At 50.8% G+C, this 23,035-nt stretch carries 27 protein-coding genes and 1 pseudogene; 19 read left to right on the forward strand and 9 right to left on the reverse strand.

The window, feature by feature from the left end; translation table 11 throughout:
• The first annotated feature begins 194 nt into the window (after positions 1-194).
• The 7 genes from FPL14_RS14990 to helD all read left to right on the forward strand — a co-directional run bounded on the left by FPL14_RS14990 (position 195) and on the right by helD (position 7,600).
• The gene (locus FPL14_RS14990; protein WP_182303736.1) at positions 195-1,823 is read left to right on the forward strand and encodes a GMC family oxidoreductase; all 1,629 of its coding nucleotides are present in this window, start codon (positions 195-197) and stop codon (positions 1,821-1,823) included.
• Between the two features lie 170 nt (positions 1,824-1,993).
• Complete coding sequence (locus FPL14_RS14995; protein ID WP_182303737.1) at positions 1,994-2,413, forward strand: DUF1259 domain-containing protein; 420 nt, start codon at positions 1,994-1,996, stop codon at positions 2,411-2,413.
• Positions 2,414-2,464: 51 nt separating this feature from the next.
• Positions 2,465-2,887, forward strand: a complete 423-nt coding sequence (locus tag FPL14_RS15000) for a DUF1259 domain-containing protein (protein WP_182303738.1) — start codon at positions 2,465-2,467, stop codon at positions 2,885-2,887.
• Between the two features lie 152 nt (positions 2,888-3,039).
• Positions 3,040-3,666, forward strand: coding sequence for a helix-turn-helix domain-containing protein (locus tag FPL14_RS15005; protein WP_182303739.1), 627 nt, complete (start codon positions 3,040-3,042; stop codon positions 3,664-3,666).
• The gene (locus FPL14_RS15010; protein ID WP_182303998.1) at positions 3,666-3,866 is read left to right on the forward strand and encodes an isochorismatase family protein; all 201 of its coding nucleotides are present in this window, start codon (positions 3,666-3,668) and stop codon (positions 3,864-3,866) included. Before FPL14_RS15005 ends, FPL14_RS15010 begins: the two co-directional genes overlap by 1 nt.
• Before the next feature lie 177 nt (positions 3,867-4,043).
• Positions 4,044-4,940, forward strand: a complete 897-nt coding sequence (locus tag FPL14_RS15015; protein ID WP_182303740.1) for a carbohydrate kinase family protein — start codon at positions 4,044-4,046, stop codon at positions 4,938-4,940.
• A 230-nt stretch (positions 4,941-5,170) separates the two neighbouring features.
• A complete protein-coding gene (gene helD, locus FPL14_RS15020; RefSeq protein ID WP_182303741.1) occupies positions 5,171-7,600 on the forward strand; it encodes an RNA polymerase recycling motor HelD in 2,430 nt (809 codons plus the stop codon).
• Positions 7,601-7,775: 175 nt separating this feature from the next.
• On the opposite strand, the gene FPL14_RS30345 is transcribed toward helD, so the two are convergent.
• From FPL14_RS30345 to FPL14_RS15030, 3 genes and pseudogenes are all read right to left on the reverse strand, one after another.
• The gene (locus tag FPL14_RS30345) at positions 7,776-7,907 is read right to left on the reverse strand and encodes a hypothetical protein (RefSeq protein WP_267875423.1); all 132 of its coding nucleotides are present in this window, start codon (positions 7,905-7,907) and stop codon (positions 7,776-7,778) included.
• A gap of 4 nt (positions 7,908-7,911) precedes the next feature.
• Complete coding sequence (locus tag FPL14_RS15025; protein ID WP_182303742.1) at positions 7,912-8,652, reverse strand: bleomycin resistance protein; 741 nt, start codon at positions 8,650-8,652, stop codon at positions 7,912-7,914.
• Positions 8,653-8,854: 202 nt separating this feature from the next.
• A pseudogene (locus tag FPL14_RS15030) lies at positions 8,855-9,088 on the reverse strand (Crp/Fnr family transcriptional regulator); the annotation flags it as partial.
• Positions 9,089-9,313: 225 nt separating this feature from the next.
• On the opposite strand from FPL14_RS15030, the gene FPL14_RS15035 reads away from it, so the two are divergent.
• From FPL14_RS15035 to FPL14_RS15050, 4 genes are all read left to right on the forward strand, one after another.
• A complete protein-coding gene (locus tag FPL14_RS15035) occupies positions 9,314-9,745 on the forward strand; it encodes a BlaI/MecI/CopY family transcriptional regulator (protein ID WP_182303744.1) in 432 nt (143 codons plus the stop codon).
• Positions 9,742-10,539, forward strand: coding sequence for a M56 family metallopeptidase (locus tag FPL14_RS15040; RefSeq protein WP_182303745.1), 798 nt, complete (start codon positions 9,742-9,744; stop codon positions 10,537-10,539). The genes FPL14_RS15035 and FPL14_RS15040 overlap by 4 nt, the downstream gene beginning before the upstream one ends.
• A gap of 88 nt (positions 10,540-10,627) precedes the next feature.
• Complete coding sequence (gene lgt / locus FPL14_RS15045; RefSeq protein WP_182303746.1) at positions 10,628-11,410, forward strand: prolipoprotein diacylglyceryl transferase; 783 nt, start codon at positions 10,628-10,630, stop codon at positions 11,408-11,410.
• Between the two features lie 126 nt (positions 11,411-11,536).
• A complete protein-coding gene (locus tag FPL14_RS15050; RefSeq protein WP_182303747.1) occupies positions 11,537-12,205 on the forward strand; it encodes a DUF4386 domain-containing protein in 669 nt (222 codons plus the stop codon).
• A 146-nt stretch (positions 12,206-12,351) separates the two neighbouring features.
• On the opposite strand, the gene FPL14_RS15055 is transcribed toward FPL14_RS15050, so the two are convergent.
• The 3 genes from FPL14_RS15055 to FPL14_RS15065 are packed head-to-tail and all read right to left on the reverse strand — an operon-like array spanning position 12,352 to position 15,176.
• On the reverse strand, positions 12,352-13,056 hold the full coding sequence (locus FPL14_RS15055) for a response regulator (RefSeq protein ID WP_229263921.1): 705 nt from the start codon (positions 13,054-13,056) through the stop codon (positions 12,352-12,354).
• Positions 13,057-13,074: 18 nt separating this feature from the next.
• Positions 13,075-13,371 (reverse strand): sensor histidine kinase, encoded by a 297-nt coding sequence (locus FPL14_RS15060; RefSeq protein ID WP_182303749.1) that lies wholly within the window; start codon positions 13,369-13,371, stop codon positions 13,075-13,077.
• 11 nt (positions 13,372-13,382) lie between these two features.
• Complete coding sequence (locus tag FPL14_RS15065) at positions 13,383-15,176, reverse strand: histidine kinase (protein WP_182303750.1); 1,794 nt, start codon at positions 15,174-15,176, stop codon at positions 13,383-13,385.
• A 203-nt stretch (positions 15,177-15,379) separates the two neighbouring features.
• Between FPL14_RS15065 and FPL14_RS15070 the strand changes: the two genes are divergently transcribed.
• The 3 genes from FPL14_RS15070 (at position 15,380) to FPL14_RS15080 (ending at position 17,062) form a co-directional block, all read left to right on the forward strand.
• The gene (locus FPL14_RS15070; protein ID WP_182303751.1) at positions 15,380-15,952 is read left to right on the forward strand and encodes a hypothetical protein; all 573 of its coding nucleotides are present in this window, start codon (positions 15,380-15,382) and stop codon (positions 15,950-15,952) included.
• Positions 15,953-16,124: 172 nt separating this feature from the next.
• The gene (locus FPL14_RS15075; RefSeq protein WP_182303752.1) at positions 16,125-16,631 is read left to right on the forward strand and encodes a MerR family transcriptional regulator; all 507 of its coding nucleotides are present in this window, start codon (positions 16,125-16,127) and stop codon (positions 16,629-16,631) included.
• Positions 16,628-17,062: an SRPBCC family protein gene (locus FPL14_RS15080; protein ID WP_182303753.1), complete on the forward strand. Its 435-nt coding sequence runs from the start codon at positions 16,628-16,630 to the stop codon at positions 17,060-17,062. The genes FPL14_RS15075 and FPL14_RS15080 overlap by 4 nt, the downstream gene beginning before the upstream one ends.
• A 145-nt stretch (positions 17,063-17,207) precedes the next feature.
• Here the strand turns inward: FPL14_RS15080 and FPL14_RS15085 are convergent, their stop codons facing one another.
• From FPL14_RS15085 to FPL14_RS15095, 3 genes are all read right to left on the reverse strand, one after another.
• Positions 17,208-17,672 carry a MarR family winged helix-turn-helix transcriptional regulator gene (locus tag FPL14_RS15085; protein ID WP_182303754.1) on the reverse strand — a complete coding sequence of 155 codons (465 nt, stop codon included), beginning with the start codon at positions 17,670-17,672 and terminating at the stop codon, positions 17,208-17,210.
• A 175-nt stretch (positions 17,673-17,847) separates the two neighbouring features.
• Entirely contained in the window at positions 17,848-18,186 is a 339-nt protein-coding gene (locus tag FPL14_RS15090; protein WP_182303755.1) for a rhodanese-like domain-containing protein, read from the reverse strand.
• A 175-nt stretch (positions 18,187-18,361) separates the two neighbouring features.
• A complete protein-coding gene (locus FPL14_RS15095; protein WP_182303756.1) occupies positions 18,362-19,522 on the reverse strand; it encodes a stalk domain-containing protein in 1,161 nt (386 codons plus the stop codon).
• 206 nt (positions 19,523-19,728) lie between these two features.
• Between FPL14_RS15095 and FPL14_RS15100 the strand changes: the two genes are divergently transcribed.
• The 5 genes from FPL14_RS15100 (at position 19,729) to FPL14_RS15120 (ending at position 23,017) form a co-directional block, all read left to right on the forward strand.
• Positions 19,729-20,232, forward strand: a complete 504-nt coding sequence (locus FPL14_RS15100; RefSeq protein ID WP_182303757.1) for a DinB family protein — start codon at positions 19,729-19,731, stop codon at positions 20,230-20,232.
• A gap of 55 nt (positions 20,233-20,287) precedes the next feature.
• The gene (locus FPL14_RS15105; RefSeq protein WP_182303758.1) at positions 20,288-21,280 is read left to right on the forward strand and encodes a helix-turn-helix transcriptional regulator; all 993 of its coding nucleotides are present in this window, start codon (positions 20,288-20,290) and stop codon (positions 21,278-21,280) included.
• Between the two features lie 5 nt (positions 21,281-21,285).
• Positions 21,286-21,576, forward strand: a complete 291-nt coding sequence (locus FPL14_RS15110) for a putative quinol monooxygenase (protein ID WP_229263922.1) — start codon at positions 21,286-21,288, stop codon at positions 21,574-21,576.
• Between the two features lie 150 nt (positions 21,577-21,726).
• The gene (locus tag FPL14_RS15115) at positions 21,727-22,188 is read left to right on the forward strand and encodes an OsmC family protein (protein WP_182303759.1); all 462 of its coding nucleotides are present in this window, start codon (positions 21,727-21,729) and stop codon (positions 22,186-22,188) included.
• A gap of 166 nt (positions 22,189-22,354) precedes the next feature.
• A complete protein-coding gene (locus FPL14_RS15120; protein WP_182303760.1) occupies positions 22,355-23,017 on the forward strand; it encodes an HD domain-containing protein in 663 nt (220 codons plus the stop codon).
• Positions 23,018-23,035: the final 18 nt, after the last annotated feature.

Raw genomic sequence — 23,035 nt, forward strand, 5'->3', positions numbered from 1 at the left:
GTGGAGCAAATAGATTGAACGTTCTCGTGCTCGTGTTCGTGCTCGGCATACTAATGCCATGTAACAAACGAATTACAAACGCACAGTCACGATTTCAAGGGTTCGCAGAAATGCGATTCCTATTTTTTTTGGGCGAACAAGCACATGCGATTTGGGAAAGCAATACTCTACATTAGTTTATTGGAGGTGTTTCATTGGGCAATAAATTGACTTTCGACTACATCATTATAGGAACAGGGCCGGCTGGTGCGGTAATTGCCAAGACGTTAACGGATGATAACAAAACTTCGGCTCTTCTTATAGAAGCAGGCGAGAATAACGATAAAGACGAGTTTATCAGGGATTCCGCATTTGCTCTGGAATTAGAAGAGCAGTTTTTTCCGAAATATTTTTGGCAGGGGGAAGGGGTGCCGCAAGAAGGGTTGGACGACCGGGTATTCGAATGGACCACGGGTCGTCTATTGGGCGGAGGATCGTCGATAAACGGAGAACAATACGTACGACCTACATCGGCAGTATTTAGGCAGTGGGAAAAGCTGCTCGGTCCAATATGGTCGCCTAGACGCGCATTGCTTCGCTTCAAACGATTGGAGAAATATAACGGCCTATCGGACAATCCGCGGTCTCGTGGTTTCGGAGGCAGAATCGACATCAGGCAGGCACCGAAAAATCCGACAACGATGGCAGAGAAATTCGTCTCGGCGGTTGAACAGGGTACCGGGCATCAAGAAATTCTCGACTATAATGATCCCCGAACCCCGCTAGGTCCGTTTACGCGTTGGCAGCTCTACCAAAATCCTAACGGGGCAAGAGAAAATTCGTCCAGAGCTTTTTTATCATCGGATATTATGACTCCAAATGGGCGAGGCGTGAAAGGGCGGAAACTACGGGTCTTCTTTAACACAACCGCGCTTCGCGTTCTCTTTTCCGATAAAAGCGCGAATGGAGTGGAGCTCTTAAAGGAAGGCAGGCATCTTAAAGTTTTCGCTCGGAAAAAGGTAATCCTTTCGGCCGGAATAAATAGCGCGCAGCTTCTCATGCTCTCGGGAATCGGACCTGCCAAAATGCTTCGACAAGCGGGTATACCCGTCGTCTTCGATAATCCCAATGTAGGGAATAACTTAAGAAATCATACGCTTAATTTTGCATCCTTCACGACAAACCCCGAAGATAACGGATTGCCGTCCAACGATCCGAATGCCCTGTATACGGGAGGGGCATTCTTGCCTGACCCTACCGGTATAAATCCTAACAGACGAGCGGTTCAACTTGTCGGGATAGCTGCCGATGGAATGTTAAATTTGGCGATCTTATTCTTACGGCCCAAAAGCCGTGGAAGCATAACTATCCAGAATAACGACCCCTTAAAAATAGTGCTGGCGGATGAAGGATTTCTAGACAACGAGGATGATCTGGAGTCGGTTAAAAATATTTACAAAATTTATATCAAGGAAATCGCGGCGCGGCTTGAGGCAATTGATCCTTCCTATCGGCTTGTTTCGCCGACTTTGGATACGATAAACGATGATTTCCGGCTGGAGGAGTTTATTAAGCAAAATTTCGAACATAACCATCACCAACAAGGATCCTTGCGTATGGCTCCATTGAGCCGCGGGGGAGTTGTCGACAGACGAGGCGGGGTTCACGGGGTAAGGGATTTAATCGTTGCCGATGCGTCTATAATCCCGTTTACCGTCGACGGTAATACGTCAGCGGCAGCTTTTCTTATCGGTTATACGATTGCCAGGCAGATCCAGAGGCAAGCTAGAAGAACCCACAATCAGGATACTAAAAATAAACGCCTCGAAGACAGTGTGGAATAATCGCTAGATTGAACAAATACCAAAGAGGAGGGCTCCTCGGGATTGGAGCCCTTCTCTTTGGTATTTTAGGCTGGACTTAGAGGAAAGTTTTTCATAACGGTAGTGATCCGTCCATTCCCTTTTGAACATAGATCATAGGTTATTCAGAAAGTGAATAAAGGAGGATTCATATGGCAGAAAACGTGAAGGTAAGCCCGCAATTTCAAAGGCTGTGCACCCAATTCGCCAGAATTCTGGGAGGCGAATCGGAAATCGAAGCAGGACCGGTTTGTTTCGTCACGCGGATGACGAATTTAACGGAGACGATCTTGGGAAGAAGAACGCGCTCGCCTTTGGTTCAAATGCAAATGTTCTCGTTTGAATCGCTTGACAAGACGGGTCGCGCGCTTTGTTTGGGCGAGACTGCCGTACATCAAAATCAGGTTAATCGATTGTTGACGAACCTCCGTAGACGCGGGATTAAAGTCACCGCGCTTCACAATCACTGGTTAAAAGAGAATCCACGCTTAATGTATATGCACTGGGAAGCGATTATGAATCCTGTCGTGTTTGCCAGAAGAACCAAAGATTCGATTAGATTCCTGGGTTAAGGATCGAGAAATGAAGTTGTATTGCAAGAAATAATGAAAGGATGATTTCCTATGGCGGGGCAAGTGAAAGCAAGTCCTCAATTTATAAGGCTATGCAACCAATTTTCGCGTATTTTAGGCGGAACAGAGCATGAAATTACAAAAGGCCCGGTGTGTTTCGTCACTAGAAATAGGGTAGTAAACGCCTCTATTCTAGGAAGACGCACCACATCCCCTTTGGTTCGCTATCAATTGTTCTCGTTCGAATCGCTGAATAGTTCGGGACGCGCGCTTTGTCTGGGGGAGACGGCCCTCTTCCAAAACCAAGCCAATCGATTGCTGTCCAATCTTCGCAGAAACGGGATTAAAGTAACGGCGCTCCATAATCACTGGCTGTTCGAGAACCCGCGCCTTATGTATATTCACTGGGAGTCGATTGATAATCCCATTGCATTTGCAAGGAAAGTCAAACGTTCTATCGCTTTCTTGGGATAACGATAGGTACCAAGCATGAAACGGCGGACTTATCCATAGTGGATATGTCCGCCGTTTCTCATTTCTTCAGGCCAGCATCCCGTCACTCTACGGAGCGTTTATTGAGAAGTTTATATCTTACCGTTACTCTAGACTTATTGGAGGTGAATAAAATGGATTGCAAAAAAGTAGGTAGTCTGATTCTCGGTCTTCGTAAAGAGAAAAACATGGCGCAGAAGGATTTGGCCCTTCTCATGAATATTAGCGACAAGACGATTTCTAAATGGGAACGCGGGTTAGGGTGTCCTGACGTGTCGTTGCTTAGCGAGCTCTCCAAGATATTGGGCGTAAATATCGAGAAGATTTTATCGGGGGAGATAAATGCCAATGACCAGGACAGCGGGAGTATGAAGCGCATTCGATTTTATTCGTGTCCAAGCTGCGGCAATGTCATGACCAGTACGGGGGCAATCAATCTTTCTTGCTGCGGCAGGATTGTGGAGCCATTGGTTTCGAAGACAGGGGATGAAGAACATAAAATAACGGTTGAAGAGATAGAAAATGATTACTTCGTAACCTTTCAGCATGAGATGACCAGAGACCATTATATATCGTTTGTTGCCTATATTTCGTATGACAGGTTGCTGTTGATCAAACTTTATCCGGAACAAAATGCAGAATTGCGTTTCCCTAAAATGTACGGCGGAACCCTCTACTCGCATTGCACGCGACATGGACTATGGAGACATGACATAAACCGCGATAAAAGGAGGTTGGTCAGAAGTGAGACTCATTGGTGATGTGCGGAGTTCAAACAGAGTATTGCGTGGATACTACCGTGAAGAGCGGCTATTCACACGGCTATAAAGTGGAATTAGCGAGAGATTGCCATAGCACCTATGATTCCGATGAATTAACCGCGGAACAAATCGTGCGTCACCATAATAGCGTTCTTGCTCAATTTGCTACTATAGTTGATTCAAGAGACATTCAGTTTTAGGATGCAACTCTGGCTTAAGGCTGTGAGAGGTCACCGGAAGGCGACCTGTTGCAGTCTTTTTTTGGATCCTCGACCCTGGCTGCCGAGTCATGGGATTGTGTTTGTTAATGGTAAGTTTTATACTCACGAAAGTAGATTCCGGCATCCTATTTTTCTTCATTAGGAGGAGATATGCAAATGCTAAACGTTCTTGTTTTGGGCGGTACAACGTTCGATTCCGTCATTCGTCTTAAAAAATTGCCCGAACCTACATCGCAAACGATTCATTCCGCGCCGTTTCATGAAACGGTAGGTTCTACGGGCGCAGGGAAAGCTTTAAATTTAAGAAAACTAAACGTCCCCTCGGTCTTGCATTCCATTATCGGGAACGATCTTCACGGGGAGCGCATTATTCGGTTTATGCAGCAAGAAAAAGTCGACTTTGTGTATGATATAGATCCAAAAGGAACGGAAAGGCACATCAATTTAATGGATGAGGAAGGCAACCGTATCTCTATTTTCGTTACCCAATCCTCCGACAAGCCGGAACTGGATTTATCGCGCTTGGAAAAGTTGATCCAGGGGTGCGATGTTGTAGTGTTGAATATCATCGCTTATACGAAACAACTTATTTTGCTATGCCAAAAACATAAAAAGCCGATTTGGACGGATCTTCATGACTATGATGGAAGTAACGCGTATCACGAGGATTTCATAGAGGTTGCCGATTATATTTTTATGAGTTCCGATAATTTGAAGGATTATAAGTCCGTTATGAGGAGATTCATAGAGGCTGGCAAACAACTGGTTGTTTGTACGCATGGCAAAGGCGGTTCGACGGCTTTGACCAAAGACGGACATTGGATACACACGGGCATTATCCCGGGGTATCCATTTCGGGATGCAAACGGAGCGGGGGACAGCTTTTTCTCCGGGTTTTTATATGGCTATTTGCAGAATAGGACTACGGAAGATTGTTTAAGATTCGGGACGATCTGCGCAGGTCTTTGCATTACCTCAGCCGAGCTTGTCCATGACGAACTATCGGAACGGGTATTGCAAAGCGAATACGAGAAACATTATAGCAAGCAGTAATGAGGCCTCGGATAACCAAAAAAGAAGTCGGCGTTTGCCGGCTTCTTTGTTATATAAACGATTTACATGCAAGTAGTCATATGTTATGCTTAGGAAATCCGTATGCCTAAATAAAAAAATAGGCATAGTTATTACATTTTATCTACACCTTTATCTTATCATGCGGATCAGTGGTTTGTCAAATGCGTTTTTAATTTTGTCCAAGACCGAAAAGGAGCGTGTTCGGAACGATGATCAGCGCGAACGATTGGAAGCAAGAGCAAGAGCGGTTGGATCTGGTGACAACGCAACTGCAATCGAGGATCGCCGAGCTGGAGCCTGAGGTGGCAGGACTTCGCAATCAAGTGACGGACTTTCGCAAACGTTTCTGGGAGGAGGTTACGGTCAACGCCAGCACGCATGAAGATTTCGAAGAAACCTTCTACAGCATCAAGCAGCAAGAAGCGCTTTTATCCGAGCGGGAGAGAAGTCACCGTCTTCGCGTGCAGCAATGGAATAACATGAAGCGGCTGCTGCCGTCTCCCTTCTTCGGACGCATCGATTTTGAAGAGGAAGGGATGGGCTCTAGCGAGCCCATTTACATCGGAGTGTCGTCCTTGGTCGATGAAGAGGGCATGAATTTTCTCGTTTACGATTGGAGGACGCCCATCGCAAGCATGTATTACGACTATTCCCCGGGGGAGGTCGCTTATCGAACGCCTGGCGGGCTCGTCAAAGGGAAGATGCTGTTAAAGCGGCAATACCAAATTCGCGATGGCCGTCTCCGGAATGTATTCGACACTAGCGTAACGATCGGCGACGAGCTGCTTCAACAGGTGCTCGGCAAAGGTGCGGATGCGCAAATGAAGAGCATCGTGGCGACGATCCAGAAGGAACAGAACGCGATCATACGCGACGATAAGAGCCGCATGCTTATCGTGCAGGGCGCGGCCGGCAGCGGGAAGACGTCCGCCGCGCTGCAGCGGGCGGCGTATCTGCTGTATAAGTACCGCGATAGGCTCACGGCCGATCAAATCGTTTTATTTTCGCCGAATCCGATGTTCAACAGTTACGTATCCACAGTCCTTCCCGAGCTTGGCGAGGAAAACATGCAGCAGACGACCTTCCAGGAATACCTGGGATTTTGGCTTGAATCCGCTATGCGGCTGGAGGACCCGTTCGATCAACTCGAATACGTATTGGCTGCGCAACCGACGAAAGCGTACGAAGCGCGGCTGCAAGGGATTCGATATAAAGCGTCGGAAGCTTTCCTTCAAGCGCTCCAAAGCTACGCAAATTGGCTTTGTCGGGAAGGGATGAAATTTAGCGGCATCGAATTCATGGGTCGCGAGTTGATTACGGCGAAGCAAATGGAATCGCAATTTTACAGCTACGACAGTTCGATCCGATTGGAGAATCGCGTCGCTCTGCTGCGGGAGTGGCTGCTCCGGGAACTGACGGATTTGGAACGCAAGGAGCGGGACGCGACTTGGGTTCAAGACGAGCTCGATTACCTCGATAACGAGCAATATGACGAGGCCTACAAAACGCTGCTGAAAAAGTACCGGCGGGAAGAAGCGGTTTTCGATTTTACCCAGCAGTACGTCGATGCCTATGGCGATTTCCCTAATCGGGAGCAAGGGGAGGAGAACGTCTTCGATTTTGCCGGCCAGGAAGAAGAGCTTCTTCGCCGGATGGTCGTGAAGGAACGCTTCCAGCCGTTGCGGCGGGACGTCAAACGGTTCAAGTTCGTGGACGTGATCGGGCTGTACGGCCAGTTGTTTGGGGATGAAGCCGATTATCGCCGGATGACCGGCGGTTCTGAAGTACCCGAACATTGGTCGGAAATGGGCAGGCAAACGAAAGAGAAGCTGGACCGGTTCGAGTTGTTCTATGAGGATGCCACCCCGTTCCTGTATGTCAAAGAACTCGTGGAAGGCTTGCGAAGCAATACCGATGTGCGGTATGTGTTCGTAGATGAAGGCCAAGATTATTCACCCTTCCAGTATGCATTCCTCAAACGGCTGTTTCCGCGTGCCCGCATGACGGTGCTTGGCGATTTCGGCCAGGCGATATTCGCTCAAGCTACGAATTTGCACGAGGAGGATTCGCCGTTAGTCCGCCTGTACGGCAAAGAAGAAACGAGGCTTATTCGCCTCGTTCGCAGTTATCGTTCTACTCAAGAAATCGTGGCGTTTACGAAGTCGTTGTTGCCCGGGGGAGGGGAAATCGTACCTTTCGAAAGAAGCGGGGGAAAGCCCCGTTTATTGAAGCTAGGTAGCAGTGAGGAGCGGGCGGCGCGTATCATGGAAGACCTCGCGAGCCTGAAAGCCGAAGGCTTTGATTCGATTGCCGTCATAACGAAGACCTCGGCGGAAAGCCGCGAAGCCTACGAAGCATTGACGGCCAAGGGAGGCGAGGCGCTGCGGCTCATCACGAAAGATACGCTCACCTTCGAGAAGGGGATAGCAATTATTCCCTCCTATCTGGCCAAAGGCGTCGAGTTCGACGCGGTGCTGGTCTACGACGCTTCATCCCGAACATACAGCCGTGAGAGCGAACGCAAGCTTTTCTATACCGTTTGTACTCGTGCCATGCATCGGCTTAGACTGTACACGACAGGGGAAATGACGCCGTATATGCAGGGACTCGATACGGATTTATATGAAGTAGGGCTATAACCTTCCATTGATCTCGGTTCTTTTCCTCGCTCCAACGTGACTCGCCGAATATCAAGCAACTTGATCGAAACCCTGATCCTGTCGTAAGGCACTTTAAAGTGGTCACCCCACTTTAAAGTGCCTTCTTATGTTATCTGAACGCATCGATTATGGTTGATGTACGGCAATCACAATCTTATACAAGGGAAGGTAATGAACCCAGCTCATAGAAAACGAGAACCGTCCATTTCGTAGAGACGAGTTCCAATGCGCGCCGATAATGACAGGGCGATTCGTTATCGTCGGGAAGGATCGGATGATCGTGCATTCCGTTAATCTCCTTCGGGTTGATAGCAGACTAAATTAAGTTCATCTAATCGCGCGGTGGCCTCCGGCACTTCTTCGAGCTCTTGATCGGATAGAGATAGATTATTCGCTGCTATTATATAAGTTCTCGCAAGATCGATCTCGTCCATGGAGACGGCGATGTCGGCTCGCAATACATAAGCTTTGAAACGGAGGGCCGCCGATGCTTCTTCGGCTTTCGAGAAAACCGGATCCAATACTTTGGCAGCCTCCGCGGGTTCGTCTTTGGCATACGCCAATCGGTACGCGGTTTCGAACGCATTCGCCAACCTTGACGGGCGCGCCGGCCGATCATTTCGGATCGGCTCGGGAGAATCGCGTTTCTGCCCGATCAATAAGCGATTTCCGGCGGGATCGATAAGGTTAAATCTTCGGTCTTCCGCAAGATTGTTCAGTTTCGAGATTCTTGGGAACCCCTTGGAAGGGATCTTGCGGTAGGCTTCTTTTAGTTTATCGCAAAATTGAGCGTATACGGCATCCACATCAGGAACGCTCACATAACACATGCTGTAAGAGTTGGTCGGTTCTAATTGTTTTAGTACGAAAAAATGCAATTCCGCAACCCGGTGACGGACGCAGGCGTATAGGTTGGGTTTGGCTTGCCTATAAGTTACCTCGAAGCCTAATGCTTGGTAGAAATCCAACTGTTCGTCTATGGACCTGCAAGGGAAAATGGGGATTGCTATTCCATTCCGTTCTGTTGACAAGGGACCAACCTCCGCGCTCGGTTAAATTCGCTTACCCCCTTATCGTACAACATTCATGCAAATGCTAATGTTCATCCGGTTTTGGCTTGGTATTAGAGTGGTTTGTATTCATAATCCGTCAATTGCTTTAATCATTTATTTGAAGGTTTATGGCTGCGTCAGGTATTCGTCGCTTGACCCGACAGCTTGCTTCTGATCCGGCTTAACGACACCGTTCCCAGCAGATATGGCGCTCGTACAAACGCTCCACCGTCTGTTTGGTGAACAGGGCGCAGCTCGTGTCTTCCAAGGCTTGAATGGATAAGAAGGAAGGCGTATCGGTCAGGAAAGACCGGTAGTCGGTGAAAAACTGCCCTTCCGTTATGAAGCTTTTGATGTGCTCGGTTCCGTATTCGTTCTCGTAATACATGCGAACCAGCCCCTGGGCGCAATAATAGACTTGTTCGCAGAATTAGCCGCCGTGCAGGAGATAGCGCCCTTTCTTCACGGTTTTCCAATGGATTTGTTCCCGAAAATAGAGCCATTACTCACACTAACAATAGCACGAATTGGCATGTCGTTGCGATAAAGGATGGAAAACGAAGAGGTGGATATGAAGCCCTGAGATTGACATTCCTCGGGGAAACATACTACACTGTGTAGTATGTAAGGATGTGATGGCATGAAAATTAAAAAACTGAACGTGAGCGGAGAAGGACTGAATCGCTTTTTCGGTCCGCTCGAAGCTAAGATCATGGATATTCTCTGGTCTTCCGACGGGTTGAGCATCAAGGATGTGCAGTCGATCCTTAACCAGGGCAATCCGATTTCGGTTAATGCCGTAATGACGGTGATGAACCGGCTGCTGGACAAAGGCCATCTGTCGAAAGTTCAGACCGGGACAGGCAGAACCCAAGCCGCGCGGTTCAGCACCGTGCAAACGAGGGAACAGTTTCTCTCGGAACAGACGAAAGAAGTGTCGCAAGGACTTATTCAAGAGTATGGAAGCTTGGTCGTGAGCCACATGATCGATGCGCTCGACGATGTCGATCAGGAGACGATCGCGAAGCTGGAACGCAAATTAAGCGAAATCAAAAGAGGAAAAAAAGGATGAACCCTCCGGTTAAGCTGAAGTGGATCTATGCGTTGACGGTCGCGTTTATTGCTTTTGTCAGCGTGCAGATGGGGCTGTTCGTCGCTCATCAACTGGGAGACGGCGGGCTGCGCGGCACAGTCGCGACTTATATCGTCATCGATGTAATTATCGGGTTCACGCTCGCAAAAGCGGTCTGGCGGATCATTGCGCAGACGTATTTATCGCGAAAATGGCATAGGCGGTTTTGCGCCGGCGAGCACGACAAACTGACGAAGCGTCTTAACTTCAAGTACCGCGGTTTGGGAACGGAAATCATCGTCGTGAAAGACGATGCGTTCGTTGCGCTGGCGATAGGTATGCGGAAGCCGAAAATCGTTGTCTCGACCGCGGTTATCGATTATTTCAGCGAAAATGAAGTAAAGGCGATTCTGCTGCACGAGTGGCATCATTGCCGCAATCGGGATAATGCGAAGATGTTCCTGATGACGCTGCTGACGGATGCATTCGGGTATTGGCCGATAATGAAGCCGATCTTCCGCTACTATCAGACATGGACGGAACTGCTTGCCGATCGTTTCGCGATCCGTCGGATGGGGACGGAGTTGCATCTGGCCAACGTTCTCTTAAAGTTGTCGAAGTGGGGGAAAGTGCGGCAACCCGCGGCTGCCGTTCACTTCGCGACGACGATGCATTATCGAATCATGCAGGTTCTGGAGCCTGACAAGACGGTGAAGGTAAAAGTAGCGGTACTTAGACCGTTGCTTGCATCCTTTTCGCTGTTGCTGCTCTTAATGTTGGGCGGGGATTCTTAATCCCCCTTTTTTTAAGCAATCATACTACAGCGTGTAGTATGATGATGGCGGCTAAAAATGAAGACAAACCATCTAGGAGGGTAAGAGAATGAGAGTTATTTTATTTACGATTGGAGATTTTCATGTCCATTCTTACGGAGTCGTCGTGGCTATAGCCGTGCTACTGGCGCTTGGGGTAGCCCGTTACTTGGCTGCGGGAACTCCGTACCGGGAGCATATCGCGAACATGGTGCCCTATCTGTTCGTCGGCGCGATCGTGTCGGCGCGTATCTGGCACGTTTTCTTTTTTCAATGGGACTATTATTCGAAGCATCTAACGGAAATCGTATATATCTGGAATGGCGGGATCGCGATCCAAGGAGCGTTGATCGGCGGATTCGTCGCTATGGTTATTTACGCGAAGAAGCACCGTTTGTCATTCTGGCAGTTGGCCGATATCCTGGCTCCGGCAATCGTATTGGGGCAGTCGGTCGGAAGAATTGCCTGTTTTCTGAACGGAGACGCGTACGGCTCGCCGACCGGCTCGGGCTTCGGAATCGTCTACCCGGAAGGCACGATGGCTTACGACGTTTACGGCTCGCAGCCGCTGTGGCCGGCGGAAATATGGGAGGGTCAGTGGGATTTGATCGTATTCGTGTCGCTGCTCCTGTTGAGGAGCAGGAAGTGGTCACCCGGAGTGCTCTTCCTGGTCTATAATATCCTATACTCGTTCGGGCGATTTCATCTGGAATGGCTGCGGGGAGATTCGCCGCGCTACGCGTTTCATTGGACGGCCGGACAGTGGACCAGCTTCGGCGTGTTCGTGGTTAGCGCATGCCTGATAGCGTTCCTTGTCATTCGCGATCGAAGTAAAGTACCGGTGCTTCAGTGACGGTCCGTTAAACCCTACTTAAGTATCTATGCGATCAAATCGTACTGAAGATATAATGCGTGTGAATCGACGCGAATCGTTCGGTTCAACCATTTGCAGATCGCAAAATACCAAGGAGGGGAACAAATGGAAACTCATAGAAAGTCCGCAACCCTTGCGGGCGTACTTTTTTTACTTGCGACGGTTACGTATCTTTCAGGAAGTGCAATGATTGAATCGATCATGAGCGCTCCGGATTATCTCGCCGATGTTTATTCTAAGAAAAACCAAGTCGTCGCGGGGGCATTGCTTGAATTCGTGAATTCCGCCGCTGTCGTCGGAATCGCGATCGTACTATTCCCGATCTTGAAGCGGCATAACGAAAAAATCGCCGTAGGCTACGTTGGTTTTCGGGTGATCGAGGCTGTACTCCTCATCGTCGGGTCCATCGGTCCATTATTAGCAGTTAAATTAAGTCAAGAGTATATCGCGGCGGGATCCCCGTCCGACTCTTATTTTCACGTACTAGGAACGTTATCGGCGGAAGGGAGCTTTCTGGCTTTTCAGCTGGCCATGATAGTGCTTGGTTCGTACAGTCTTTTGTTTTGTTATTTGTTGTATCGGTCCCAACTCATTCCGCGATTCTTATCCGTCTTAGGACTCATTGGATATGCATCGTTGTCGGCCAGCGCTATAGTGGAACTTATGGGCCATAATGGAATGTTTCTATATATACCGGGAGCTCTTTTCGAGATCGGAATGCCGATTTGGTTGATCGTCAAAGGGTTCAATAGACACGGCATGGTGGAACGATAGCCGGAACGAACCGCCGGGAAGTTCCGCGGTCCCTTCAACGCAGTCGGCGGGCGGGGATTCCTCATCCTCGGATCAAGTGAAGATTACGAAAGAACAATACGGTAAAATCAATAATGGCATGACCTATCAAGAAGGGTAACGGAAATCTAATCTCGCTTCCGAGGAGTACGGCGCGATTGCTCCACCAGCTTCCTAGCCTCGTGCCGGTCCGTGACCTGAAGCTTGTTGAGGATGGTGGAGACGTGGTTGGCGACGGTCTTGGCGCTGATGAATAGGCTAGCGGCGATTTGCGCATTGGTGTCCCCGCTGGCGATGCGCGCCAAGATTTCCGATTCGCGCCGCGTCAGCTCGGAGAAAGCCGGATTCGATGCCAGCATCGGCTTGCCCAGCCCGGATTCGGTATCCTCTGCGGAATCGTCCAAGACCGGCGAAGACTTCGAGGCAAAATAATGCATCATCCGCTCCGCGATTCCCGTGCTGAATACGGCTCTGCCGCTTCCCACCATGCGAATCGCCTGAAGCAGCTCATCCTCGTCCGCATCCTTCAGGACGTAACCTTTGGCTCCGACCCGCATCGCGGTGAAGACCGATTGATCGTCCCGATACATCGTGAGGATGAGGACTTCGGTGGACGGATAACGTTCCCTAATGACTTGGGTCGCTTCGATTCCGTTAATGCCGGGCATGCGTATATCCATCAGCACAAGGTCGGGCAGCAACTCGCCCGCCAGCTTGATCGCCTCTTCTCCGCTTGCCGCTTCCCCGACGACCTTCAAATCTTCCGTCGTCGCCAGCAAGCTGCGAACCCCGTTCCGAAACATCGGATGATCCTCGGCTATGACGATTCTCATTGGCGCCATCCTCTCGATTTACAATAACGGCAAGGAAGCCCACACTCGCGTGCCGCCGCCCTCCAGCCGCTCGACCCCGCATTCCCCGCCAATCTCGGCAGCCCGCTCTCGCATAGAGATAAGGCCGATCCCGTCGGACGAACCCGACCATGCCGGTCGTTTCACTGCACCGACTCCAATGCCGTCGTCCGTCACTTCGACGAATAGCCGACCGGCCGTCATAACTTCAAGTTTCACCTTGCAGACGTCCGCTTCGGCATGCTTGACGACGTTTACTATCGACTCCGTCACGATCCGGTAAGCGGCTACTTCCACGGCAGCCCCCATTACCGCAACGTCGGCGGGACGTCGAATTGGAAGGAGAGCCGGTTTAATCCCGTTTCTGTCTCACCTAGCCTCGCCGGATTAGCCATCTCGTCTATCCGCGCGCGAATCGCGCCGATCAAACCGAACTCGTCGAGCGCAGGCGGACGCAGGTCGTTCACGAGCGAACGAATGTCCCGGACCGACGTTCGAATGACATGGCTCAATTCATCGAGCATGGTAACCGCGATGACCGGATCTTTATCCACGTATTTCCGGGCCGCGCCCGCTTTAAGCGCCAGAGCCGCCAATCTCGGCGCTAGATCGTCGTGCAGATTGTTGCGGATTCGCCGGCGCTCCTCTTCCCGGGCCAGCACGAGCTTCTCGCGCGATTCCTGCAAATCCTCGGCCAGCCGCCTCATTCCCAGCAGCATATCCGCGTTGTTCACGAGCGGCCCTGCGTGGCGAAGCAGCACCTCCAGGAAAATATTGTCCTCCGCGGAGAAAGCCTCTCCTGCCGACCGACTGGCGGCATACAACATGCCCAGCGTCTTGCCTTGATAAATAATCGGGTAAGCGTGGAAATCTTGGCCGTCCCTTCGCTCCCCGGCCTCGGCGATAATCGTCTCTTGGCCTTCCATATCGATCGCTATTCCGACATATGGCAGGCGAAGCGCCCCTTGTACCTGAAGAGCGACCGCCCTTAACATCGCGTCCGGAGCAAGCGGCTGCATCAATTGGCTGCCGAGCTCGAGCAGAACGGCGTACGGATCGTCGTGCCGTCCTTTCATCAGCCGATTGACTTGCCGTTGAAGCCACTCCTTGATCGGGGCGAATACCGCCGCGACTAGACCCGTTGCGATCAGGGAGACAACGAAATGGTTCCAAGAGCGAAATAGATTGCCGAGATAAAGCACGACCGCGGTGTACAGCAACGCGACGCAAATGGTCAACGCCCCGTAGACGAGCGTTCGGTTAACGAGGGGGTTAATGTCCCACAACCGTCTTCTAAGCACGGCAAGCGTTAGCGTAACCGGTAGAGCCGATAGGCATAGGTGCAGCACCGCGTTCAGATAGATGAAGCTGTTGGCCTTGCCGTTATAGAACGAGGGGTCGAACAGAATGCTGATCAGGGCAAACCCGAAGAAGCACACCGTCACTCCGTAGACGACCCACTTGGTCTGCTGACGTTGTTCGGGTGACGAGAACCGCTTGAACCGGCGCAATTGCGCATAGATGAGCAGAAGCGTCGTCGATAAATACCAGACGAATTGAACGGCAACAGGGAGATGGAGCTTCTCCCATAGGCTTCCTTGGTAAAAGAAATTCACGACTCCCACTGCCGCGATAAGCATCATCGGATATTTCGACCATGAGGGAACGAACGATCCGTTCGGAAACAACAAGCAGAACAACGAAATGGTGACCCAGCCTATCGCCGATACGCCATGAAACCAATGTTGCGCGAATGTCCCGTCTGCCGAACCGACCATGACGAGAGAGGGGAAAGAGGTGCCGAACGCGATCATCGCAACGGCGGCCAATAGCCCCAGAGGTTCGCGGGAGCTTTTCCACAACAAGATAAGCGCAGACAAATAGAACGCTATCGTGAAGGCGACGTCGATGGCTACAAGCAGCAGGGTAACCTCGTGCTTCGAGAGCCCGTCGGCATCCAGCGTCAATGCAGGAACGGATAAGCCGCAGCCGTTCGAAATGCATTGCGTCAGAAGCGTTTCATAGTAGGCGGGTATGCAATTGAAATACAGTGCCGCCGTAACGGCGAAAAAGAGACCGACGAGCCATTGTAAAGCTCTCATTTTGTTCATTCTTTCATTATATCGGCGCAAGAGAGAATTGAATATATAGGTGCTCCATATTCCCGATTTCGCTCCCGAATTTCCCGATTTCGGGAATCGCGGGGTTCCCGGAAAATCGGGTGTTCTCTACCCTGTTGCCCGTGATGCGGCAGCCTGTAAGATGAAGGCAAGCAAGAAAATCAATCCAAAGGACGGGATAAAGAATGAATATTGAGGCAAGAGTGGTACGATGGCTGGGCATGATTTGTTTGCTGGCGGGAATCGCGCGGATCGGAATGACGCCTTCGGCGATCATCTGGGGAACGGACAGCGCGCAGGAATTGGCTTTCGGCTATACCGCTTGCATCTTGATGTCGGTTTGCTCCATCGCGTTCTATCTGGTGCAATCGCGGGAAACCGGAGTTCTCGGGTTCATCGGCACGCTTGGCATTATTATCGGCAACATCTTAACGACGGCACTGGTTTTTACCGCTTTTTTGCTGAGTCCGACGGATCCTAAGCCAGAGGGCTTGGCGGTAGCGATTACCGGTATGGGAGGCATGATCGGATTGACGGGGGGCACGTTATTGATGGCCATCCTCATGTTCCGTGCCAAAGTGTTCCCGCGCTGGGTGGCAGGCTTGTTCGTGGTCATGATTCTTAGCATGTTCCTCCCGATCGAAGATAATAAATACTTCGCCTTATTCTGGGGAATCGCTTATGTCGGCGCGGGCTTCTGCATCTGGACGGGAAGGCTGCAGCCTCGTGTGCAGCAGGAACAGAAGATTGCGGCCTAACATTCATGCAGGAATGAAGGATTAAAGGCTAAACGCTCATTCGTAGAATGGCAGATTACTTCGCCGTTACACGAATGGGCGTTTTTTTTGTTTTTTTGCTTGATCCTTACGTAACGTCATGTTTTATAATCAAGTTACCGGTAAGAAGCTAGCGGCAACGAAGGGATGGAGCATGCAAAAACTGTGGAAAGTCGGAGACCTCGCCCAACTGACGGGTCTCACTGTAAGAACTTTGCGATTTTACGATCAGATCGGCTTGTTCACGCCGTCCGGCCAGACGGAATCCGGCCACAGGCTATACGATGAATCCGACCTGTCCCGTCTTCACCGGATCTTAACGCTTAAGGAATTGGGCTTGTCGCTTGAAGAGATCAAGCTCGCCTTGGCCGGGGATCGCATCAGCCCGCTCGAGATCGTCTCCTTGCAGAAGGCTCGGGTCAAGGAGCAGATCAAGCTGCAGCAGAAGCTTCTGGAGCAGCTTGAACATGTGTCCAAGCTCATGCTGGGCAAAGCTTCCTTAACCGTCGATGATTTTACCAATCTTCTGCAAGCGATGAAAATGGAATTCGAGAAGCCGGTTATCGAACGGCGGACGATTTGGGAGCGCAGACTGGACAAGCTGGACGACTTATTTACCGGAGAGAGCGACACGCCGAAATCCAAGGAGGAAAATCCATGAAAGAACGATTCGTCAAGCACGCGACCTTTGTTGTCGAGAAGACTTATGCTGCCCCGCCTGAGCGGGTATTTCAAGCATGGGCCGACCCGGAGGCCAAAGCCAAGTGGTTCTCGAAAGCGGACGTCTTCGATTTTCAGGTCGGAGGACGAGAGTACAGCAGCGGCGGACCGCCCGAAGGTCCGGTTTTCGTCTTCGACGCCGTATACCAGGAGATCGTACCGGGGCAGCGTATTGTCTATACCTATACACTGGATTCGGACGGCGTGCGTATCTCCGTCTCGATCGCCACGATCGAGCTTATTCCGGTAGAAGGCGGCACGACATTGGTCTTCACCGAGCAAGGAGCGTTCTTCGACGGCTTGGATACCCCGGAAGTGCGCGAGCACGGTACGAACGAGATGCTGGATGCGTTGGGCAAGACGTTGGCTTAGTTAATTGTGCGGCGGTTCGATATCAATTAAAAGGCATACGCGGCCCCATACTGGGTGCAACCGCGTATGCCTTTTTATGCGGTACTATTACGCGGATACGAATACGCGGGATGAACGTTCTGGATTTTACGTCGTTCGCTATATGCTAGACATTATCGCTACGCTCGTTATCTTGGGCGAAATACAACGTTTCTAATATTTTCCGCAACGTCTGCCTGTCCTCTTCGGAAACCGGCAAAGCAAAATATTTCTTTATGCCTTTCGCGTATACAGGCCAAGCCCTCCGCAGCTCGGATTCGCCGGCTGCCGTAAGTATGGCGTAGGCTCCCCGGCGGTCTTCCGCGCTCTTTTCCCGTTGCAGCAATCCTTCTTTCTCTAACCTGTCCAACATCCTTGTCAGTCCGCTCTTGCTCAGAATGACTTTCTTGTTCAGGTCTCCCAGCCGCAGCTTGCGTTCCGGCGATTCGAACAAGGCAATCAAGACATCGTAGGTCGTAAGCGGGACTCGCTTCTGCTCGGCTAAATCCTGCTCGATGCTTTCTATGATTTTGGCATGAGATTTAATGAAATAACGCCAGGCGGAAAGTTCGTCTTCGCTAACCCTGTCCACGATAATCACTCCGAACGATGTAATACTCTAACTATAGGCTGTTTTAGTTGTCGGTGCAACAATATCCGGTGTCCGCAATAGATTTATCGAAATAAAGAAATGACGGTATAGGAGGAGTCCCCATCATACCGCCATCTCTTTATTTTCTCGAGATCGTTAACTCCATGTTCGATACTTACCGGGGCTGCTCCACGACGGGCAGTCCGGCCTCATGCCAGTCTTGTTTGCCTTCGCGATATTCTTTGACGTTAGAGTAGCCGAGCGTCATAAGGCGTTTTGCCGCGATTTCGGAGTTCGGGCACGGCAAGCTGGCGCAATAGACGATGATCTCCGCCGACCGATCGGGAAGCAGCTGCGGTGCGAGTCGATCCACTTCGTCATGCGGGATGTTGATGGCTCCCGGCAAATGCATATCGTCGTAATATTTCTTCGGAAGGGCTTCTACGAGAATGATTTTCTCGCCTTTGTTAAGCTTGCTATTGATTTCATCCCGGCTAATGCTTGTTACGACCATTTTTTATTCCTCCAAACGATTATTTTAGTTGCGCGCACAACTAATATATCGCCATTTAGTTGCGTAGTCAACTACATTTTAGAAAAGTTTGGGAAAAAGTTTTTCGAGAGTTGTCCCGCCGGCAACAAAAAAACCTTCCAATACCGCATTTCGGCGGTTTTGGAAGGTTTTTTCGTTATTGCGGAAAGGCCACCCTGATCGCTACCCGTTTTTTCGTCCCAGAGACAGACTCGAAGTTTGCGGTAACGAAAGAGTCGGCATATTTGTCCGACCCGTAGTCGGCAACAACCATCGGAACGGGGTCTATTCCGTCAGGCACCCATCTGGCCGTGATCTCGTATTTGGCGATCGGTACCGACTTCAGACCTGGGGAGGTCCCGTCCGTAAAGAGCGAACTAATCTCCGTAATCGCTTTCCCTTTCGTGCCGTCGATCAAAGGCGTGAGCGGGGTTAGCGTCAACTCGACGTCATCGAGAGAGAAATCGGGCCAATCCGGGTTTTCGGGATAATCGAATATACCGATAGCGACACTGCCTGTAATATCGTCCCAGAGAAAGTCCCTTACGGCTCCTTTTTTAGCTCCGAACGACTGGTCAATAACGGAAGTCAGATTAAACTCGTAGATCTGGCCTTCAAATTTGTGTTCATAATAACTGACCATGTACCAAGTCGTATTGATTTCCGGCAAATCGATCTGATAGTAGCCATCCTCGTCGGTAATCGTCGTAAGCTTGCTTTTGCGCTCTAGTTGGTTTTCCGCAATAATCTCTACGCCTGCGAGCGGTTTGCCTTGTCTGTCCGTAGCGCGCCCTTTCACGACGAAAGGTTCGGCTTTAGCGCTTGGCTTAGGATTGGAAGTCGAATTGGAATTAGTGTTGGAATTGGAATTTGAGTTGGAGTTGGCATTCCCGTTGGCAGTCGTTTGAATCGCAACGATTTGCCGTTTGGAGTCATAGGCGACCTGAGCGCCAAGAGCTTCTGAAACGAACCGCAGCGGGACAAACGTAGACGATTTGATATCCATTGGCGGAACTTCCAACGTCACGGATTTGTCATTCACTTGCGCGGAGGTGTCGTTGAGACGAAGTTTAACGGTTGTTGAACCTTTCTTGGCCGTAATGGATTGGGAAGACTGCTCCCATTTGACCTCGGCTTGCAGTTTTTCGAAGATGGCCCGCAGCGGCACCATCGTGCTGCCGTCTACCGAGTAAGCTTCGACATCAAGCTTCTTGCCATCGATTTCAATGCCGATCTTCTTATAATCACTTTTTGCCATCGCATGAACGCCTATGCCGGACAACAAGATCACGATTACAAATGCCAATATTTTTTTCAAAGTCATTCTCCCTTTCGATCATCCTTTCCGAACGTCGATTTGATTTTAGCAGATCCGACTTTCGCGCAAGACTAACTAAAGATATAGATCCTGGTTATATCTTTGGGAGTTTCTCTTCCAACCGCCTTCTATTACTGACCGATTCTGTCAGTGATACCGGGTTATACTCCTTCGTGTAAGAGACAATTAAGCCGGGAGGAAAAGAAATGTATACGACGATTAACGATTTTGCGGCGGAGTGGGAGAGCGAGGCTCGGTTGACGCAGAAGCTGCTCGACGGGTTAACGGACGAATCGTTGCCGCAGCCGATCGGACCCGGACGCCGTACGCTGGGACAGCTCGCTTGGCATCTGGTTACGTCCGTCCGTTATATGTCTTCGTTGGGTCTGAATATCGAAGGTTCGGACGAGGCTGACGACGGGAGCACGCCCGAATCCGCTGCGCGAATTGCCGAGCAATACCGCAAGCTCAGCCTCTCCCTATCTCAGGCCGTTCGGGCGAAGTGGAACGATGACAGCCTTCGGGAAAAGCAAACGATAATGGGGCAGGAATGGGGGAACGGCGACTCTTTAAGGTTTACGGTCATGCACCAGGCTCATCATCGCGGACAATTAACCGTGTTGGTTATACAGGCCGGCCTTCGACCGCCGGAGATTTACGGGCCGATTTACGACGATTGGATCGATAAAGGACTAGCACCGCTTGCCTGAATGGAATACAATGGAGGCGATTTCCAGACGCGATCCATGAAGGAAGGTTCGGAGTATGACCAAGGCGGACAATATGTTGTCGATTCTATGGATGCTGCGTTCCGGCAGGAGAATGACGGCGGGGCAGTTGGCCGAAGAGCTTGAAATCCACGTTCGAACCGTGTACCGGTGCATAGACTCCTTGTGTGCCAGCGGGGTTCCCATCATCGCGGATTCGGGGCCCAACGGGGGATACCGGATACTCGGCCGATTCGCGGAATCGCCGTTGCTATTCGGCTTGGAGGAACAGAAGGCGCTTATACACGCGTCCATCTTCGCCAAGGAAGCGGGTTATCCGCATACGGATGCGCTTGATCGGGCCGTCGACAAATTGAAAAGATACACCAACGAGAAGCAATTGGATCAACTGGAGCGGCACGGAGGCGGCTTATCGGTCATTTCGCCTCCAATCGACGGCAAGTACAAGGATTATCTTCAAGTGCTGGAGGATGCGACAGGGCAAGGCGTGACGATCGAGATGGAGTATGACCGGGGCAAGGGGGAACCTTCCCCGCCGCGCCTATTCGATCCTTACGGCATCGTCTTCTGGAAGGGCAATTGGTATACCGTCGGCTATTGCCATTTACGCCGGGATCGGCGCAGCTTCCGCGTCGACCGCATCGAGAGGCTGCTCGCGACCGATCGCAGGTTTGAACGGCCGGAGTTCTTTTCCGCCAAAGATTTCCTCATGGGAAATCTGCTTCCCGGGGCGCTGAACGACCAGTCGCTCGTAACCGTCCGGATTAGGGGACAGGAGCAGGTTCTGAACGAATTGTGCAGACATTGGTTATTCGGTCACGCTCTCTCGGAACGGGAGGCGGGGATGGCGGTTTTCCGGCTGGGAGAGGAATCTTTGCGCACGTTCGTGCCCTATTTTCTTCTCCCTTACGGGGCGTCGCTGGACGTCGAGTCGACCGTTCTTGTCGATAGATTAGCGGAAGTAAGCAGACGGGTCTCCGAACATTACGAGGCAATGGCATCGAAAATCAACGAGGGAACGAAAGGATGAGAGAGATGAATAAATTCGTCATGTACGGCAAACTAATCGCTCACCCCGGCAAGAGGGACGAGCTCGCGCGTATAATGCTGGAGTCTGATACGATGAAGGGAATGGATGGCTGTCTGCTATATATTCTCAACGAGTCGGAAGACGAGCCGGATGCGATCTGGATCTTCGAGGTATGGACGGATGCCGAAGCCCACGCCGATTCGCTCAAGAACGAGAACGTTCAGGCGCTCATTCAGCGTTGCAGGTCCTTGATCGCGAATGTAAGCCCCGTTCCGCTGCGCCGCTGGGAGGAATAGGCGTGTAAAAGGGTTGCGACAGGGTTGCCGATGGATGGAATATGTTGACAGCGCTCTATGCCAAATCTATAATACTTATAATACCAATTGGATAAGTGTGAATTATTGTAGAGGCTGTAAATACATTTAATCGGCAAAGGAGATTGCGATATGGCTGCTGTTCAAACCTTCAAAGCGACCGCGCATTTGCAAGACGGGGTTAAAGTGAAAACAAAGGCTAGAAATTTCGAACTCATTATCGATGAACCGAAGAGTCTGGGAGGAACGGATACCGGCATGAATCCGGTCGAAGCTCTGTTAGCGTCGCTGGGCGCATGCCAATCCATCGTGGCCAGGGTCTACGCCCCTAAGTTCGGCGTGAAGCTCGATGATTTTGTCGTCGAAGTCGAAGGGGATCTGGATCTCGATGGATTCTTCGACAGATCCGCGGTTCGTCCGGGTTATTCGGATATCCGATACACGTTCCGGATTAAAACCGATTCGCCGAAGGAAAAGGTGGACGAGTTCGTCCGATTTTTGGAGAGCAAATGTCCGGTCGGAGATACGCTAGCGAATCCGGTTAATCTAACGCTGCAAAGCATCATTATTGAAAACGAAACCTCGAACGTATAACATCAAACCATTGAAATGCAGAGCATGGCGGGTTGAACGCCGCAGCTCTGCATTTTTGTTTCCGAGCGAAGCAGGGGAGCACGGCCTCTGCGTCGAACATTTTTCCGCATGCTACATTAAGGAGATATCCGGCAAAATTTCACGGCATAAGGATGTGTAGGAAAAAGTGGATCGTATATTAGACGGACAGGCAGAAATCGTAAGCGCGGCGGAACGATTCTGCAAGGCGGAGTTAGAAAACGATCCGACCGGCCACGACTGGTGGCATATTCATCGCGTTGTGCAGTTGGCGGATCGGCTGGCTCGCGAAGAAGGCGCGGATTGTTTCATTTGCGCGATGGCTGCGCTTCTGCACGACATTGCGGACGAGAAGCTTAATGATTCGAAGGAGAGCGGACTTCGCAAAGTGAAGGATTGGCTTGAGGAACAGCCGATGGCAGAAGAGGACCGCCTGCACATTATGGAAATTATCTCGACCATGTCCTACAATGCCGGAGCCAATCCGCCAATGCGCACATTGGAAGGGAAAGCGGTACAGGATGCGGATCGGCTCGACGCGATCGGCGCGATAGCGATTGCGAGAACGTTCCTCTATGCCGGATGGAAAGGCGATCCGATTCATGACCCGCAGGTGCCGCCTCGCGATTCCATGACTCCCGCGGAATATCGGCAGGGTAAGAGCACGGCCATAAATCATTTTCATGAGAAGCTTCTCAGGCTGAAGGATCGGATTAATACGCCGTCGGCTAGACGAATAGCCGAGGAGAGACATCGTTACATGGAGCAATACGTAGAACGGTTTTATCAAGAATGGGATGGCAAAGCGTAGTATGCAAAAAAAAGCAGG

Origin of the sequence: Cohnella cholangitidis (assembly GCF_014107495.1) — a bacterium.
Lineage (GTDB): Bacteria > Bacillota > Bacilli > Paenibacillales > Paenibacillaceae > Cohnella > Cohnella cholangitidis.